Source organism: Mycobacterium paraintracellulare, from assembly GCF_000276825.1.
GTDB classification, from domain to species: Bacteria; Actinomycetota; Actinomycetes; order Mycobacteriales; family Mycobacteriaceae; genus Mycobacterium; species Mycobacterium intracellulare.
Genome location: NC_016948.1, coordinates 2,463,071 through 2,478,352 on the forward strand (window position 1 = coordinate 2,463,071; position 15,282 = coordinate 2,478,352).

At 67.6% G+C, this 15,282-nt stretch carries 17 protein-coding genes; 12 read left to right on the forward strand and 5 right to left on the reverse strand.

The annotated features are described in order from the left end of the window. Positions 1–7: 7 nt before the first annotated feature. Positions 8–607: a TetR/AcrR family transcriptional regulator gene (locus OCQ_RS11365; protein ID WP_026071596.1), complete on the reverse strand. Its 600-nt coding sequence runs from the start codon at positions 605–607 to the stop codon at positions 8–10. Between the two features lie 209 nt (positions 608–816). On the opposite strand from OCQ_RS11365, the gene OCQ_RS11370 reads away from it, so the two are divergent. The 4 genes from OCQ_RS11370 (at position 817) to OCQ_RS11385 (ending at position 4,302) form a co-directional block, all read left to right on the forward strand. Then, positions 817–1,605 (forward strand): SDR family NAD(P)-dependent oxidoreductase, encoded by a 789-nt coding sequence (locus OCQ_RS11370; RefSeq protein ID WP_009956396.1) that lies wholly within the window; start codon positions 817–819, stop codon positions 1,603–1,605. 62 nt (positions 1,606–1,667) lie between these two features. After that, positions 1,668–2,750, forward strand: coding sequence for an NAD(P)H-dependent amine dehydrogenase family protein (locus tag OCQ_RS11375; protein ID WP_036458891.1), 1,083 nt, complete (start codon positions 1,668–1,670; stop codon positions 2,748–2,750). Between the two features lie 67 nt (positions 2,751–2,817). Next, positions 2,818–3,570 (forward strand): mycofactocin-coupled SDR family oxidoreductase, encoded by a 753-nt coding sequence (locus OCQ_RS11380; RefSeq protein ID WP_014384634.1) that lies wholly within the window; start codon positions 2,818–2,820, stop codon positions 3,568–3,570. 111 nt (positions 3,571–3,681) lie between these two features. Further along, positions 3,682–4,302: a hypothetical protein gene (locus OCQ_RS11385; RefSeq protein WP_014384635.1), complete on the forward strand. Its 621-nt coding sequence runs from the start codon at positions 3,682–3,684 to the stop codon at positions 4,300–4,302. A 12-nt stretch (positions 4,303–4,314) separates the two neighbouring features. Here the strand turns inward: OCQ_RS11385 and OCQ_RS11390 are convergent, their stop codons facing one another. Further along, the gene (locus OCQ_RS11390) at positions 4,315–4,944 is read right to left on the reverse strand and encodes a TetR/AcrR family transcriptional regulator (RefSeq protein WP_014384636.1); all 630 of its coding nucleotides are present in this window, start codon (positions 4,942–4,944) and stop codon (positions 4,315–4,317) included. Between the two features lie 92 nt (positions 4,945–5,036). On the opposite strand from OCQ_RS11390, the gene OCQ_RS11395 reads away from it, so the two are divergent. Beyond that, entirely contained in the window at positions 5,037–6,260 is a 1,224-nt protein-coding gene (locus OCQ_RS11395) for a cytochrome P450 (RefSeq protein ID WP_026071599.1), read from the forward strand. A 73-nt stretch (positions 6,261–6,333) separates the two neighbouring features. Here OCQ_RS11395 and OCQ_RS11400 read toward each other — a convergent pair whose 3' ends face one another. Further along, on the reverse strand, positions 6,334–7,002 hold the full coding sequence (locus tag OCQ_RS11400; protein ID WP_179960073.1) for a hypothetical protein: 669 nt from the start codon (positions 7,000–7,002) through the stop codon (positions 6,334–6,336). 80 nt (positions 7,003–7,082) lie between these two features. Here OCQ_RS11400 and OCQ_RS11405 point away from each other — a divergent pair, with 80 nt between their 5' ends. From OCQ_RS11405 to OCQ_RS11415, 3 genes are read left to right on the forward strand one after another with little or no spacing between them, the layout of a single operon-like run. Then, entirely contained in the window at positions 7,083–8,600 is a 1,518-nt protein-coding gene (locus OCQ_RS11405; protein ID WP_041784972.1) for a carboxylesterase/lipase family protein, read from the forward strand. Positions 8,601–8,618: 18 nt separating this feature from the next. Continuing rightward, positions 8,619–10,622: a DUF7064 domain-containing protein gene (locus OCQ_RS11410; protein WP_014384640.1), complete on the forward strand. Its 2,004-nt coding sequence runs from the start codon at positions 8,619–8,621 to the stop codon at positions 10,620–10,622. Continuing rightward, a complete protein-coding gene (locus OCQ_RS11415) occupies positions 10,619–11,119 on the forward strand; it encodes a gluconokinase (RefSeq protein WP_014384641.1) in 501 nt (166 codons plus the stop codon). The genes OCQ_RS11410 and OCQ_RS11415 overlap by 4 nt, the downstream gene beginning before the upstream one ends. 70 nt (positions 11,120–11,189) lie before the next feature. Here OCQ_RS11415 and OCQ_RS11420 read toward each other — a convergent pair whose 3' ends face one another. Further along, on the reverse strand, positions 11,190–11,801 hold the full coding sequence (locus tag OCQ_RS11420) for a TetR/AcrR family transcriptional regulator (protein WP_014384642.1): 612 nt from the start codon (positions 11,799–11,801) through the stop codon (positions 11,190–11,192). On the opposite strand from OCQ_RS11420, the gene OCQ_RS11425 reads away from it, so the two are divergent. Genes OCQ_RS11425 through OCQ_RS11440 form a run of 4 tightly spaced genes read left to right on the forward strand, consistent with a single transcriptional unit; the run spans position 11,791 to position 14,160 of the window. After that, a complete protein-coding gene (locus OCQ_RS11425; protein WP_232065594.1) occupies positions 11,791–12,795 on the forward strand; it encodes an SAM-dependent methyltransferase in 1,005 nt (334 codons plus the stop codon). The two genes, OCQ_RS11420 and OCQ_RS11425, sit on opposite strands and share 11 nt — an antisense overlap. Before the next feature lie 27 nt (positions 12,796–12,822). After that, complete coding sequence (locus OCQ_RS11430; RefSeq protein WP_232065595.1) at positions 12,823–13,110, forward strand: hypothetical protein; 288 nt, start codon at positions 12,823–12,825, stop codon at positions 13,108–13,110. 57 nt (positions 13,111–13,167) lie between these two features. Further along, complete coding sequence (locus OCQ_RS11435) at positions 13,168–13,557, forward strand: TA system antitoxin ParD family protein (RefSeq protein WP_009956380.1); 390 nt, start codon at positions 13,168–13,170, stop codon at positions 13,555–13,557. 24 nt (positions 13,558–13,581) lie between these two features. Continuing rightward, the gene (locus OCQ_RS11440) at positions 13,582–14,160 is read left to right on the forward strand and encodes a zeta toxin family protein (RefSeq protein WP_014384645.1); all 579 of its coding nucleotides are present in this window, start codon (positions 13,582–13,584) and stop codon (positions 14,158–14,160) included. Positions 14,161–14,179: 19 nt separating this feature from the next. On the opposite strand, the gene OCQ_RS11445 is transcribed toward OCQ_RS11440, so the two are convergent. Then, positions 14,180–15,247 (reverse strand): DoxX family protein, encoded by a 1,068-nt coding sequence (locus tag OCQ_RS11445; protein WP_014384646.1) that lies wholly within the window; start codon positions 15,245–15,247, stop codon positions 14,180–14,182. Positions 15,248–15,282 lie beyond the last annotated feature (35 nt).

Below are 15,282 nucleotides of genomic sequence, written 5' to 3' on the forward strand. Positions count from 1 at the left end.
CGGCGGGTCAGGGTTTCAAACTTCGCAACGTCCTCGCGACGTAGTCTTCCAGCAGCGCATGTCCGGTCGGCCAGTGGTTGGTGGTGATCAACAGGGCGTAGAGACCCAGCAAGAAGAACACCGCACTGTTCATGGGATTGACGTGCGGATCCGTCTCACCGCGTTCCTGCGCAAGCGCGATTTCCTGGGCGACCAAGACGATCAACGGGTGATCGCGGCCGTCCTCGGTCTGCGGACGGGTCTGCGAGAAATGCAGCGCGAGAAAGTCATTGAAGAGCCGATCGCCCAGCCGGCGTTCCAACCCGGCCACGAGGCGGACCGCCTCGCCCAACGCGGAAGCGAGATCGTGCTTGGACTTCAGGAATTGGGCGAACTGCTTGGCTATGCGGTCCTCTTCGCGGCGCTCGAGCTCCAGCAGCACATGCTCCTTGGTGGGGAAATGGAAGAAGAACGTCCCGTGCGCCACGCCCGCGGCGGCCACGATGGCACTGACGTCCGCCTCGGCCATGCCGGCCCGGGCGAACTCCGCGATCGCGGCCCCCATCAAACGCTCCCTCGTCTGCAGACGCTTCGCTTCTCGGGTCGACAGCCGATCCGTCACAGCCATGTGTTTCCTCACAGTTGACCCGACTCATGCAAGAGTTGCGGGGCTCAACGGCCCATTATGCCGTGTCCGCGCCAAAAACGCTTGCATAACTTGATCATTCTCAGACACTCAACGGTACCGCGGACGCCGATCACGCGAATTCGTTGACTTTAGTCAGCCCAGTTCATAGATTGAACGGCGCACCCCACGCACGATCGAAGGAGCTCGGCATGGCGTTGGAACAGTTCCAGCTTGATGGGCAGGTCGCGATCGTGACGGGCGCCGGGAAAGGCGTCGGGGCGGGCATTGCCCGGGTGTTGGGGGAGGCCGGCGCCACGGTTGTGGGGACCGCGCGTACCGAGGCGGATATCGTTGGCACGATTGAAGGCATCGAGGCCTCGGGCGGCAAAGGGCTGGCGCTCGTCGCGGACGCGATGAGCCGCCCGGACGGCGAGCGCGTCGTGAACACGGCCATGGAACGCTTCGGGCGCATCGACATTCTCGTCAACAACGTCGGCGGCTCCACCTATGCGCGCTTTCTGGACATCACCGACGAAGACTTCCGGCACACCTTCGACTGGTGCGTGACATCAGCGTTCATCATGAGCCAGCTCGTCGCCCCGCACATGATCAGCGCGGGACGCGGATCCATCGTCAACATCTCGTCCGGTTCCGCCCGGTTCGGCATCCGCGCGTTGACGGCCTACTGCGTCGCGAAGGGCGGCCTCGAGGCGCTCACCCGCGCGATGGCACAGGAACTCGCGCCGAAGATCCGCGTCAACGCCATTGCGTTGGGATCGTTCGCCACCGACGGCCTGCGGGGCAGCCTGGACTTGATGCCCGGATCGCTGGAGAAAATGCAGGAGGCCACCCCGCTGCATCGGCTCGGTGACGTCGAGGATCTCGGGCGGCTGACGGTGTACCTGTGCACGCGCGACTGCTACGCGACGAACGCGATCTTCCACGTCGACGGCGGCATCGACTCGAACAACTCGCCGCTTCCAATCCCCGATTACTGACCTGGACCGCGACGCAACGCGCCATGATGGGTCATCGCCCACGGTCGGAAGGATGAGGGTAAGTGCGCAGAGTCATACAGTTTTCCACCGGGAATGTGGGCCGGCACTCGTTGCGGGCCATCATCGGCCGACCGGATCTGGAACTGGTCGGCGTGCACGCCGCCAGCGCCGACAAGATCGGCAAGGACGCGGCGCAGCTCTGCGGGCTGGACGAGCCGACCGGCATCATCGCCACCGACGATATCGACGCACTGCTCAATCTTGGCGCCGATTGCGTCGTCTACACGTCTCAGGGTGAGACGCGACCCATGGAAGCCATCGAACAGATGGCCAAGTTCCTCGCGGCGGGCATCAACGTCGTTGGCACATCGATGGTCTGGCTGGTGACACCCCGCCATGCCGACGATTGGTTGCGCGAGCCCTTGGAGCGCGCGTGCGCGGCAGGCAACGCCTCGCTCTACGTCAACGGCATCGACCCCGGCTTCTCCGGCGATACGCTGGTGCATTCGGCGGCCAGCCTGACCACGCGGATCTCGTCGATCACCGTGCAGGAGATCTTCGACTACGGAAACTACGACGATGCCGAGTTCACCGGTGCGGCAATGGGGTTCGGAACCACGCCCGACGACGACTCGCCGATGATGTTCTTGCCCGGGGTGATCGTGGCGATGTGGGGCGGTCAGGTCCGCAGTCTGGCCGACCATCTCGGGATCACGCTCGACGACGTGCGCCAGCGCTGCGAGCCGTGGTACACGCCCGAACGCATCGAATGCACGATGATGACCGTCCAGCCGGGGCAGATGGCCGCGGTCCGATTCGCCACCGAGGGCGTGCGCGACGGCAAGCCGGTCATCACCCTCGAGCACGTCACCAGGCTCACCCCGGCCGCCGCGCCCGACTGGGAATTCCCGCCCGATGGCCACACCGGTGTGCACCGCGTCGTCGTGGAGGGCGAGCCGCGGGTGGAGATCAACACCCATGTATCCCACCCCCTTTACGATTCCACCGATGCCGGCTGCATCTCCACCGCCGGCCGGGCGGTCAACGCGATCGACTGGGTGTGCCGCGCGCCCCAAGGGCTGATCGGGGTCGAGGACATCCCATTGTCAGCGACGATGCGCGGATTGATGTGGAACGAGCACTGAACTGACCACCCCGGCTCCAGGACGCGTTGCCGGTAAACGCATTCTGATCACCGGCGCCGCCCGCGGCATGGGGCGCGGCCATGCGCTGCGGCTTGCGCAGGAGGGCGCGGACCTCATCCTCGTCGACATCTGCCAATCCATGCCGCAGATTGAATATCCGTTGGCCACCGAGGATGACCTCACCGAAACAGTAAGGCTGGTACGGGATTTCGGTCGCCGATGCGTGAGTCGCGTTGTCGATGTCCGCGACGAGGCGCAACTGTGTTCCGCGGTCGACGAGGGAGTCGGCGAGCTGGGCGGCCTGGACGGCGCGGTCGCCAACGCCGGCGTGCTCACGGTGGCGCCGTGGGACAAGACCACTGCCGAACAGTGGCGCACGGTGGTCGACGTGAACCTGATCGGCGTCTGGAACACCTGTGCGGCCGCGATACCGCACCTGCTCGAGCAAGGTGGAGGCAGCCTGGTCAACATCAGCTCCGCCGGCGCCATCAAGGGATTCCCGCTGCAGACGCCCTACACGGCGGCCAAGCACGGCGTCGTCGGCTTGACGCTGGCCTTGGCCAACGAGCTGGCGGCGCAGAACGTGCGTGTCAACGCCGTGCTTCCCACGGGCGTGCCCACCGGGATGGTTCCGCCGTCGTTCGGGCCTCTCCTGGGAGAGCAGCGTTCCGATCTCATTCCCATCTTCGTCAATGCGATGCCCGCGCCGGCTGTCGAGCCCGCCGACGTCAGCAGCGCAGTGCTGTTCCTGCTTTCCGACGAGTCCAGATACGTGACCGGGCTGGAGTTCAAGGTCGACGCGGGCGTCACCATCAACTGAAGCGAAACTCGTCCGATGGCGATTTGCCCGCCGGCCCACATAGTTTGCGTGTTCACACTGCGGGTGGCCCGGGTACGGGTTACAAATAGCTGACCTCACAAAGGAGGGCTCATGACAAAGGTCCGGACGTCCGCGGTCGGCCTGGCTGCCGCCGCGATGCTGCTCAGCGCCGCGATCGCCGGCTGCGGCGAGGACAAGAACTCGACTGCGCCATCGGGTCCGGCCGCGTCGTCGAGCGCGGCCGTCTCGTCGAGCGCCCCGTCTTCACCCGGGGCGCCGGCGAACTACAGCTCCTTGCTCATCCAGGCCGCCGACGTCGGCCCGCACGCCACCGCTGACGGGCCGCCCAGCCAGAATCCGGGCGGCATCGTCGGCGTGGGGCAGGTCTTCAAGAACCCCGACGGCAAGCGCACCATCATCGACACGATCGCGGTCTTTCCCGACGCGGCGACGGCCGACAAGACGGCCGCGAACATGCGCGACGTCGTCGGCAAGAAGGTCAGCGGCGAGCAGCAGCCCATCGACGTCGGCACCAACGGATTCATGGTGATCGGGCAGAGCACCGACCCGGCCAATCCGATGGAGATCTCTGAGGCGGTATTCGTCGAGGGCAGGGCCATGGTCGATATGGAATTCGACTGTGTCATAGGCAATCCCACGCCAGCCGACATCCTGCTCGATCTCGCGGGCAAACAGGACGCCGCGGTCAAGGCGGGTCTGCCGGCTAGCTGAGCGGCCGTTCCTTCACAGCGGCCAGCCGTCCGGCTGCAGTGTGTAGCGCAGTTCGGCCGCCGGGGGCAATGGCCGCCGCTCATCGACCGATATGGCATCGACGACCAGGGCGACGTAGCGTCGCCAGCCGTCGCTGTCGGAATCCATCGTCGAGAGCACGCTGAAGAGCATGGCGATCAGCCGAGGCAGGTCGTCGCTGACCAGGTCGGCGCGAATCCTGCCGAGACGCTGGCCCTCGCGGGCAAGCTCGGCGAGCGCGGCATTGAGCGACATGGAGATGTCGGACGTGAGGGACCCGGCCCGGCGGGCGGCGGCCAGCAGGCTGTGTTCGCGCGCGCCGAGCGAGATCGCCGCTTCGATCAATTGGGTCAGACCGCGCAGAGGATCCTTCGCGCGGCGGGCGGCGTCGATCACCGGCGTGAGATCCTCGGCGATGCTCTGTTCCAGCGCCGCCAGGACGAGATCCGCCTTGGTGGGAAACCTGCGGTAGAGGGTTCGTTCGCCGACGCCGGCCCGGCGAGCGACCGCCTCCACCGGGGCGTCCGGGCCCAACTCGCCGTAGACCTCGCGCGCCGCGCGCAGTATGCGCTCGACGTTGCGCGCCGCGTCCGCCCGCAACGGCCGGTCCTCCACCGCGGTCATCGTGACAGCGTAACCGACAGTTGACTACCGACAACGGTCCCTTTACGCTCTACAACTGGCAGATAACTGACAGTTAATGGGAAACGCGGCTTATGTCAATATCTTTCGAGGCGTCCGACTCCTGCTCGGACGCGGAGCTTCCGGCACTGCCCGTGCCGCGTCCCGCCCACTGTCCGCTCGCAACGCCGGTAGAGTTCGCGAGCTGGCGGGAAGAGCCCGGGCTACGACAGGCGATGTTCCACGGCAATCCGGTCTGGGTGGTGAGCCGCTACTCCGACATCAGGGCAGCGCTGGTCGATCCGCGGCTGTCCGCGAAGACCATTCCGGACTCCATCATGCCCACCAACGCCGACAACGAGGTCCCGGTGATGTTTGCGCGCACCGACGATCCCGAGCATCACCGGATCCGGCGGATGATGACCGGCAACTTCACCTTCAGGCGTTGCGAATCGATGCGGCCGCAGATCCAGGAGATGGTCGACCATTTTCTTGACGAGATGATCGCGGTGGGGCCGCCTGCCGATCTGGTGCGTGAATTCGCCTTGCCGGTGCCATCATTGGTGATTGCGCTGCTGCTGGGCGTGCCGCCCGAAGATCTCGAGCTTTTTCAGCGCAACACCACTGCCGGGCTCGACCAGAAGACGTCCGAGGCGGAAAAGGGACAGGCCTTCGGGGCGATGTACGCCTACATCCAGGAGTTGGTGCAACGCAAGGAGCGCGAGCCCGGTGACGATCTGATCAGCCGCATGATCACCGAGTACGTCGCGACGGGTCAACTCGACCACGCGACCGCGGCGATGAACAGTGTGATCATGATGCAGGCGGGTCACGAGACCACCGCCAATATGATCTCACTGGGAACGGTTGCGCTGCTGCAACATCCGAGCGCCTTCGAGCGGCTCGGCCAGACCGACGATCCCGCCCTCATCGCGAACGTCGTCGAAGAGCTGATGCGCTATCTGAGCATCGTGCACAGCCAGGTCGACCGCGTGGCGACCGAAGATCTGGTGATCGGTGGCCAGTTGATCCGGGCGGGGGAGTTCGTGATGATGAACCTGCCCGCCGGAAACTGGGACACCGAATTCGTCGACGACCCAGAGAGTTTCGACATCCATCGAAACACGCGCGGACACTTGGGTTTCGGGTACGGCGTGCACCAGTGCATCGGGGCCAACCTGGCCCGCGTGGAAATGCAGGTCGCGTTCGCCACCCTCGCGCGACGGCTGCCCGGGCTGAAGCTGGCCGTTCCGCCGGAGGAGTTGCGGTTCAAAGAGGCCGACATCTACGGCATGAAAGAGCTTCCGGTCACCTGGTGAACCGCCGAACGTGGAGTGTTGGTGTCGAATGCCGCGATTTCACGCAACAACTCGACGTTGGGCAGCGAAATCCTCAGCAGCTGAACACCGCGCCGACCCCGTCGGGCGGCGGCACCGACTTCAGGCAGCCGAAGGGCTGAATGCCGGCGGGCGCAAAACGCGCCGCCGACTGATGCGCGTAGTTCACGCAATACAGGCCGGCCTGGTCGGCGCGGCACCGATAGTCGCCGAACGACACCGAGTCCCCATTCGCCAGCTCCGGTCCGTTGCCGTTGACGAAGGGGCCGGGGTCGGCCCGCGCGGCTCCCACCTGCAGGTGCACCCCGTCGAAGGTGACCCAACCTCCCTGCCATTCGCCATAGGCGGTCGCGGGAGCCGGCGCCGGAGTGGCCAGGTTCACCAGGCAATTCAGCGCGCCGTCGGTGTGCGCGGCATCCGTCATGCAGGAGACTTTGCCGCCCACCGCCGCCAGGGCGATGTCGCTGCCCAGGGGTGTGGCCACACCGTCGCGGGCCGCCGTGTGGTAGCGGCCAGGATCGGCGGGGTGGGCCGCCTCTATCCACGCGATGACGTCGGAGACCGCGGCGCCGGCGGCCGGCGCGGCGGATGCTCCTGGCGTCTTGCTTCCGGACGGGCCAACGGAGGTCTGGGTGGAACTCGGCGTCGGCTCGGAATGGTTGCCCGTGGTGTGTGAGCAGCCGGCGACCAGTACCGACGCGGCGATCATCGCAGCTATCCGCATCCAGTCAGGCTAACCGCCGCGCCGGGCAAATAAGGCGCTGCGCGCGCGTTAACGCCGTCATGTCGGTTACCGTCGGGTTTATGCATCACCGGACTGTCCGCGCACACACGGCCACCGGCACCGTCGAGGGCTTCACCAGGGACGGGGTCAATCGGTGGCGGTCGATCCCGTATGCCCGTCCACCGGTGGGAAACCTGCGCTTCCGGGCGCCGCAGCCGGCGGCACCGTGGTCGGGAGTGCGGCACTGCCACGGCTTCGCCAATTGCGCACCCCAGCAGCGCCGTTACACCCTGCTCGGCCTGTCCGGGCTGGGCGGCCGCTATCAGCCGATGAGCGAGGACTGCCTCACCCTCAACGTCGTAGCGCCCGAGGGTGCCATGGAGGGGCCGCTGCCGGTGATGGTCTTCATCCACGGCGGCGGGTACTTCCTGGGCAGCTCGGCGACACCGCTCTACGACGGCGCGGCCCTGGCACGCCGGGGATGCGTGTACGTGTCGGTGAACTACCGGCTGGGCGCGCTGGGATGTGTGGACTTCTCGTCGCTGTCGACGCCCGACATCACCATTGACAGCAACCTGTATCTGCGCGATCTGGTGCTGGCGTTGCAGTGGGTGCGCGACAACATCGCCGGATTCGGCGGTGACCCGGACAATGTGACGATCTTCGGCGAGAGCGCCGGCGCGTGCATCACCGCCTCCCTGCTGGCCGTGCCGTCCGCCAAAGGCCTGTTCGCCCGGGCCATTTCGGAGAGTCCCGCATCGGGCCTGACGCGATCCAAAGAGGTTGCCGCCGAGTTCGCGAACCGCTTCGCCGGCCTGCTGGGCGTGCGCAAGCAGGACGCCGCCGACGCTCTGATGCGGGCGTCGGCCGCCCAACTGGTGAAAACCCAGCACGCATTGATCGACGAGGGCATGCAGAACAGGCTGGGCGCCTTCCCGATTGGCCCGGTCGTCGGGGACGACGTGCTGCCGATGGATCCCGTTGAGGCGATGCGGCGCGGTGACGCGCACCCGGTACCGCTGATCGTCGGCACCAACGCCGAAGAGGGCCGGCTGTTCACCCGGTTCCTGGCGATGTTGCCGACCAACGAATCGATGGTCGAAGAGCTGCTGGCCGAGGCGGACCCCGCTATCCGCGAACGCATTACCGCCGCGTACCCGGACTACCCCGAGCGGGCGGCGTGCATCCAGCTCGGCGGCGACTTCGCGTTCGGATCGGCGGCCTGGCAGATCGCCGAGGCCCACAGCGCGCACGCGCCGACCTACCTCTACCGGTATGACTACGCCCCGCGCACGTTGCGCTGGTCGGGTTTCGGCGCCACCCATGCCACCGAGTTGTTGGCCGTCTTCGACGTCTACCGCACCAGATTCGGCGCCCTGCTGACCGCGGCGGCCGACCGGCGCGCCGCGTTGCGGGTCAGCAACCAGGTGCAACGGCGGTGGCGCGCCTTCAGCCGCACCGGCGTCCCGGGCGAGGATTGGCCCCGCTACAACGCCACCGACCGCGCCGTGATGGTCTTCGACCGCAAATCGCGGGTCGAGTTCGATCCACACCCGCACCGCCGGATGGCCTGGGACGGCTTCTCACTCGCGCACTGACCTGGCACGCTAACCCTCATGCACGCCGAGACCGAGCAAGTCATCGAAACCCCGAGTAACCTCACCGCCTCCTGGTTGGCCGCGGTGATCGGCACCGGACCCATCGCCGACTTCTCGGTCGAGCGCATCGGCACCGGGCAGATGAGCGAGTGCTACCGCATCCGGCTCAACTACGCGCAGGCCGACGGCGGGCCCGCGTCGGTGGTGCTCAAGGTCGCCGCCACCGACCCGGTGAGCCGGCAGACCGGGCTGGCTCTGGGACTCTACGAGCGGGAGGTCCGCTTCTACGGCGACATCGCGCCGCGGCTGGGCGGGCCCATCGCGCCCTGCTATCACGCGGCGGTCGACACCTCCACGGGCGTGTTCGACCTGCTGCTGGGCGACGCGGGTCCGGCCGTGGTCGGCGATGAAATCGCCGGCGCCACAATCGAACAGGCCCGCCTCGGCGCCGTCGAGCTGGGACGGCTGCACGGCCCGTTGCTCGGCGACGTCTCGCTGGCCGAAGCGCCGTGGCTCAACCGTGACGCGCCGCTGAACCAGGCGATGATCACCCCGCTGTACGCGGGGTTCGTCGACCGTTACGGCGACCAGATCGCACCGGAGCACCGCGTGGTGTGCGAGCGCCTGGTTGCCGCGTTCGACGCCTACCTCGACCAGGAGGCCCAGGCGTCCGGGATACAGGGTCTGGTGCACGGCGACTACCGGTTGGACAACATGCTGTTCGGTACCTCGGGCGCCGACCGCGCGCTGACGGTGGTCGACTGGCAGACGGTGTCGTGGGGACCGGCACTGACCGACCTGTCCTATTTCCTCGGGTGCGCGCTGCCCACCGAGGACCGCCGCGAGCACTACGACGCGCTGCTGCGGGCATACCACGAGGCGCTGGGACCCGACGCGCCCCTGACCCTGGCCGACGTCGCCGACGGCGTGCGCCGGCAGAGCTTTTTCGGCGTGATGATGGCGATCGTCTCCTCGATGCTGGTGGAGCGCACCGACCGTGGTGACCAGATGTTCATGACGATGCTGCGCCGGCACTGCGATCACGTCCTTGACACGGACGCGCTGGCGACGCTGCCGGCGGCGGTGGCATCCGAGCCGTTGCAACCGGTGCCGGAGGATGAGCTCGCCCACGATCCGACCGCCGAACCGCTGTGGAGCGAGAGCTGGTACGCCGACTTCGCCGACACCGCACAGGGATTGGGCGGCTGGTTCCGCCTCGGCCTGGTGGCCAACGAGCAAACCGCATGGGTACACGTGCTGCTGTGCGGCCCCGACATGCCAACCGTCGCGGTCGACGCGCAGGTCCCGCTGCCGGCGGACCCGTGGACGGTGCGCACCGACGAGTTCGAGCTCGGACATTCCGCCGGTACGCCGTTGCAGAGCTACCGCGTCGATGTGCGGGCGAGGGCTCAGGCTTACCCCGACCCGGCTGCGCTGTTGCGTGGGGAATCCGGCACGCCCGTCGCGATGTCCATGAACCTGGTGTGGGACACCGACGGCACCCCATACCAGTACGGGCTCACGACGCGATATGAGATTCCCTGCACCGTCTCGGGCACCGTCACCGTCGGCGACACCAGCTACCGCCTCGACGCGGTGCCCGGCCAGCGCGATCACTCCTGGGGTGTGCGCGATTGGTGGAGCATGGATTGGATCTGGAGCGCACTGCACCTGAACGACGGCACCCATCTGCACGGCGTCAACATCCGCATCCCGGGTGCACCGGCATTCAGCATCGGCTACACCCAGCGCGCCGACGGCCGGGTCACCGAGCTGCAGACCGTCGACTCACGAGAGTCCTTCGACGACAACGGGTTACCGCTGGAGGCGACGCTGACGCTCAACCCGGGGGAGATCACCGCCAACGTGGACGTCCGCGGCCAGGCGCCGGTCCGGCTTGTCGCCGCCGACGGGCGGGTCAGCCAGTTCCCCCGCGTCTGGGCCACGATCACCACCGCCGACGGGCGCAGCGGCGTCGGCTGGCTGGAATGGAACCGCAACCTCGGCGAACAATCCGGGTGAGCCGATCGGCTCCCGTCGTGGTGATGGGCGTATCCGGATCGGGCAAGTCGACGGTCGGGGCGGCGCTCGCGCGACGCACGCGGGTCCCGTTCGTTGACGCCGACACGCTGCACCCGGCCGCCAACATCGCCAAAATGGCGGCCGGCGAACCGCTCGACGACGACGACCGCTATCCCTGGCTGGACAAGGTCGGCGAATGGCTGGCGGCTCACCGCGACGGCGGGGTGGTGAGCTGTTCGGCGCTGAAAAAGGAGTACCGCGACCGGCTGCGCGCGCACTGCCCGGGCGTCGAGTTCCTGCATCTGTCCGGTTCGGCGGAACTGATCGCCGGCCGGCTGGCGGCCCGGACCGACCACTTCATGCCGGCCGCGCTGCTGCGCTCGCAACTGGACACCCTTGAGGCCCTCGGCCCGGACGAGGCGGGCATGACCGTCGACGCCGGCCAAGACGTCGAGGCGATCATCGACGCCGTCTTGAGGTCACGGCGGGACCCCTGACGACGCGGCCGATCGAAATGCCTACCGGTGAAAGCGATTCGCGTCGACGCGCGGCGACATTCCGCCGCCGCTAGTGGCCGGCGCCCCCGGCGTCCTGGGGCAGTTCGGTCAATGCCTCGAATGCCTCCGTGAACAGGGCGGCGATGTCGCGGTCGCTGGCGGTGGCGATCGGCTCCTTGTGCAGGAGGACGCGCAAGACGCCAATGCCCAGAAGCAGGGCGGCGACCATGTCGGCGCGGAGTCGAGGTTCGTCGGCCCGGATCCGGCGGGAGAGGTTGCGGGTCAAGCCGTTTTCGAGCTGGGCGTTGAGGCGTGCGACGACGTCGGGGTCCCCGCTCGAGCGCAGGAGCGCGAACAGCGGGGCGTCGCTGTCTTGCCGGGCTTGTAGCACTCGTTCGATCAGGGTCTGGCCCACCGCGCTGTCGGTGGCCCGGCGGATGGCTTCGACGTTGCCGGAAATGTTCGTGGCTTCGTCGAATAGCTGTTGCTTGGAACCGAAGTAGCGCCTGATGAGCATCACGTCGACGCCGGCTTGGGCAGCAATCGCACGCAGCGAGGTGGCCCGATAACCGTGTCGCAAGAACTGTTCGCGCGCCGCCGTCAGCAGGCGCGCTTTTGTGGCGGCGGCATCGCGCCGCGGCGGGCTCGCGTCCGGGCCGACGCCGGTCGACGTGCGCTTCATCGTGCTCCCTCAGAAATTTATCTACAACTGTAGACATGATGGGCCGGCGCGGCATAACATTGGCAATGTCTACGTTTGTAGACATGCTGCCGATGAGGCCGGCGGCCAGGCATCGAAGGCGGGTCACCGTATGGCTGAGCGTCCGCAAACGGGTTCAGGACCAACGGGCATTGGCGCGACTTCCCTCGGTGGGGCGGTGCTGCGGGCCGAGGAAAGCTCACGCACGGACCGATTGTTCAACGACCCGTATGCGCGCGCATTCATCGACCGCGCTGATCCTGATGGATCTATGTGGGACGCCGCGGGTCTGGCCCGTGACTTTTTCCGGCTCATGGCCGGGCAAGTCGCGGTGCGCACCCGATTCTTCGATCAAGCGCTTCTCGATGGCGCGGCGACCGGCATCGGCCAGGTCGTCCTGCTCGCCTGCGGCATGGATAGCAGGGCATTTCGTCTGCCTTGGCGGGCCGGCACCACGGTCTACGAAATCGATCAGCCCGAGGTTCTGGCCTTCAAATCCGATGTGCTGCAAGAGATGCACGCCCAGCCGCGCTGCCGTCGTGTCGTCGTGCCGGCGGATTTGAGGACCGATTGGCCGGCACGCTTGGTGGGAGCGGGGTTCGAGCCCGCGAAGCGGACGGCCTGGCTCGCCGAAGGGATCCTCTACGCTCTGGACGCCGATGCCGCGGACGGCTTGCTCGGTCGGATCAGCTCCTGCTCGATCCTCGGCAGCATCCTGGCGCTGGATCACAACGAGGACTCCGAGCTCCTTCGCGCCGCGCGCGCGGCGATCTCACCCGAGCTCGTCTCGATGTGGCGGGGCGGCCCGTCGGGTGATCTCGGCCCTTGGCTGAATCAACATGGTTGGCGCGGCGACATCCGCGACGTCGGTCAGGTCGCCGCCGATTACGGCCGCAACGCGCCGCCCGCCTTCGAATCCGGCCGCGACGGGGCCAGCCGCGCCTGGCTGGTCACCGCAGCGAAAACCACGCCGTAAAAGCCAACGCTGTCAGGAGGATTCGTCATGGCCGGGGTAATGCTCGTCATACAACAAGTTGCCAGCGTCGAGCAATGGAGCGCCGTCTTCCGCGATCCGGCGCTCGATGCCGTGCGCCGCGATCACGGTTTGGTGGTCACCGGGACCTACATGGATGCCGCCGATGCCAGGACGGTCATCGTCGTCATGGACATGCACGACCTCGACAAGGCACGCGAATTCGCCACCTCGCGGGAACTGGCCACAGCCCGCGAAAAGGCCGGCGCGATCGGCGCCCCGGAGGGGGTGTGGTACGGGCAGCGACAGATCCGGTGACGCCGGTGTAGCATCTTGCTACAAGTTGTAACGGGGTGCTGCATCACGGAGGAAGTCATGGCCGACGCTCCCGATCGTGTGACCCGCGTGGCGTCCGACCTGATGGACAGCGCGGCCTCCGAAGGCGCCCGCCAGAGCCGTTCGGCCAAGCAGCAACTCGACCACTGGGCGCGTGTCGGGCGCGCGGTGTCCAGCCAGCACACCGCCTCGCGTCGGCGGGTCGAGGCCGCGCTGGCCGGCCAGCTGGCGACCGGCGAACTCACCGTCGAAGAAGGCGTGGTGTTCAACGCCGAGATCTCCGCCGCCATCGAAGAAAGCCTGGTGCACGCCGACTACGGGGCGACGCTGGCCGGGCATGGCGTCACCACGGTCGCCCTCAACGAGGACGGCGACATCGTCGAGCACCGGCCCGACGGCGCCGCCGTGGTGCTGGCGCGCGGGCGCTGACCCGGCGTTCGCCGGCGCGGTCCGATGCAGCGACTTGACCTGGTGGTCGGGCCGAACGGTGCCGGCAAGTCGACCTTCATCGCGTTCACGCTGGCGCCGCTGTTGCCCGGCAGCCCGGTCGTCAACGCCGATGAGATCGCAAGGCAGCGCTGGCCGGGGGATGCGGCGGGGCGCGCCTACGACGCCGCGCAAATCGCCGCCGCCACGCGCGCGAAGTTGATCGACCTGCGGCGGTCGTTCATCGCGGAGACCGTGTTTTCCCACCCGTCGAAGCTGGACCTCATCCGCACCGCCCTCCGAGCGGGCTTCACCGTCGTCCTGCACGCGATGCTCATCCCGGAAGACCTTGCCGTCGAACGTGTCCGGCACCGCGTGCGGGCCGGCGGCCACGACGTACCGGAAACCAAGGTTCGCGAGCGCCATCGTCGCTTGTGGACACCGGTCACCGACGCCATCGCGCTTTCCGACGTCGCCACCGTCTACGACAACGGCCGGCTGCGCGGGCCGCGCATTGTCGCCCGCCTCAGCGGCGGCATGATTATCGGTTCACCGGACTGGCCGGCGTGGGCTCCGGAGATCTTGCGGTCGCGCTGGCCGGACTAGCTGCACCAGCCCGACGCAATCACCAGGACAGCTTGCGCCGACGGGTCTCGACCTGCCCGCCGACGCGCTCGCGTGCGGTGTCGGCCAAGTGGCCGCCGCGCTTGCGCGCGGTCTCGGCGAGTTCCTCGGAGCGCGCCCGCGCCGTGTCGGCCAGCTTCTCACTGCGCTTGCGCGCCTTCTTGGCGAGCTTCTCGCTGCGTTTGCGCGCCTTCTTCGCCAGCGGTGCGGCCCGATCGGCGGCCTCATCGGCGAGCTCTTCGCCGCGCTTACGCGCCTTCTCGGCCAGATAGGCCGCGCGGTCGGCGGCCTCATCGGCCCATTCCTCCCCGCGCTTGCGGGCCTTCTTCGCCAGCGGCTTGCTGCGCTCGGCCGCGGTGCTGGCCAACTCGCGGCCGCGCTCCAGCGCGGTCTCGGCATACGGCGCACCGCGCTGCGCCGCCGTGCTGGCCAATTCGCGGCCGCGTTCCAGCGCGGCTTCGGCGTAGGGCGCACCCCGTTCCGCCGCGGTGCTGGCCAGCTCGCGGCCGCGTTCGGCGCCGACGTGCAGGCCGTGCGCGATCCGGTCGCCCAGCTCCGACAAGTCGCTGTCGAAGGCCGAATCGTCGGATCCGGGCCACGCCGACGACACCCGCTCGGAGAGCCGTTCGGCCGCGCGGCGTCCACGCCACCCCAGCGACGGCTTACCCGCGGTGTCGGCGGAGGCGATCAACAGTCCGCCCAACAGGCTCAGGTCGGTCAGAAACTGCTGCCGTTTCTGGGCTTTGACCGCCGGATCGCTTTCGTTCCAGAACGAGTGCGCCCCAATGTTGGCCGGTAACACCGTCACCGCCAGCGCGGCCGAAGCGATGCGCGGAAGCTTCCCGCTGGCGAGCAGCAGGCCACCACCGATCTGGACGGCCGCGGTGATTTGGGCGACCGTCTCGGGGTCGCTCGGAATGTTGGCGCTCACCGAATCCGGCAATGCCTGCAAGCCGTCCACTGCCGGCGCCGCCGCCTGGGCCGCCGATTTGGGGTTGAGTAGTGAATTGACTCCTTGCCCGATGAATGCGACTGACAACAGGGGTCGCGCGATTCTCCTGATCACCATGGCCGGTGTATTACCCGACTGCCTGTCGAGCAAAC

Coding starts and splice junctions, on each gene's coding strand:
- OCQ_RS11365 (WP_026071596.1), bottom strand. CDS start 607: ATGGCTGTGACGGATCGGCTGTCGACCCGAGAAGCGAAGCGTCTGCAG.
- OCQ_RS11370 (WP_009956396.1), top strand. CDS start 817: ATGGCGTTGGAACAGTTCCAGCTTGATGGGCAGGTCGCGATCGTGACG.
- OCQ_RS11380 (WP_014384634.1), top strand. CDS start 2,818: ATGGGGCGCGGCCATGCGCTGCGGCTTGCGCAGGAGGGCGCGGACCTC.
- OCQ_RS11385 (WP_014384635.1), top strand. CDS start 3,682: ATGACAAAGGTCCGGACGTCCGCGGTCGGCCTGGCTGCCGCCGCGATG.
- OCQ_RS11390 (WP_014384636.1), bottom strand. CDS start 4,944: ATGACCGCGGTGGAGGACCGGCCGTTGCGGGCGGACGCGGCGCGCAAC.
- OCQ_RS11395 (WP_026071599.1), top strand. CDS start 5,037: ATGTCAATATCTTTCGAGGCGTCCGACTCCTGCTCGGACGCGGAGCTT.
- OCQ_RS11400 (WP_179960073.1), bottom strand. CDS start 7,002: ATGCGGATAGCTGCGATGATCGCCGCGTCGGTACTGGTCGCCGGCTGC.
- OCQ_RS11405 (WP_041784972.1), top strand. CDS start 7,083: ATGCATCACCGGACTGTCCGCGCACACACGGCCACCGGCACCGTCGAG.
- OCQ_RS11410 (WP_014384640.1), top strand. CDS start 8,619: ATGCACGCCGAGACCGAGCAAGTCATCGAAACCCCGAGTAACCTCACC.
- OCQ_RS11420 (WP_014384642.1), bottom strand. CDS start 11,801: ATGAAGCGCACGTCGACCGGCGTCGGCCCGGACGCGAGCCCGCCGCGG.
- OCQ_RS11430 (WP_232065595.1), top strand. CDS start 12,823: ATGGCCGGGGTAATGCTCGTCATACAACAAGTTGCCAGCGTCGAGCAA.
- OCQ_RS11435 (WP_009956380.1), top strand. CDS start 13,168: ATGGCCGACGCTCCCGATCGTGTGACCCGCGTGGCGTCCGACCTGATG.
- OCQ_RS11440 (WP_014384645.1), top strand. CDS start 13,582: ATGCAGCGACTTGACCTGGTGGTCGGGCCGAACGGTGCCGGCAAGTCG.
- OCQ_RS11445 (WP_014384646.1), bottom strand. CDS start 15,247: ATGGTGATCAGGAGAATCGCGCGACCCCTGTTGTCAGTCGCATTCATC.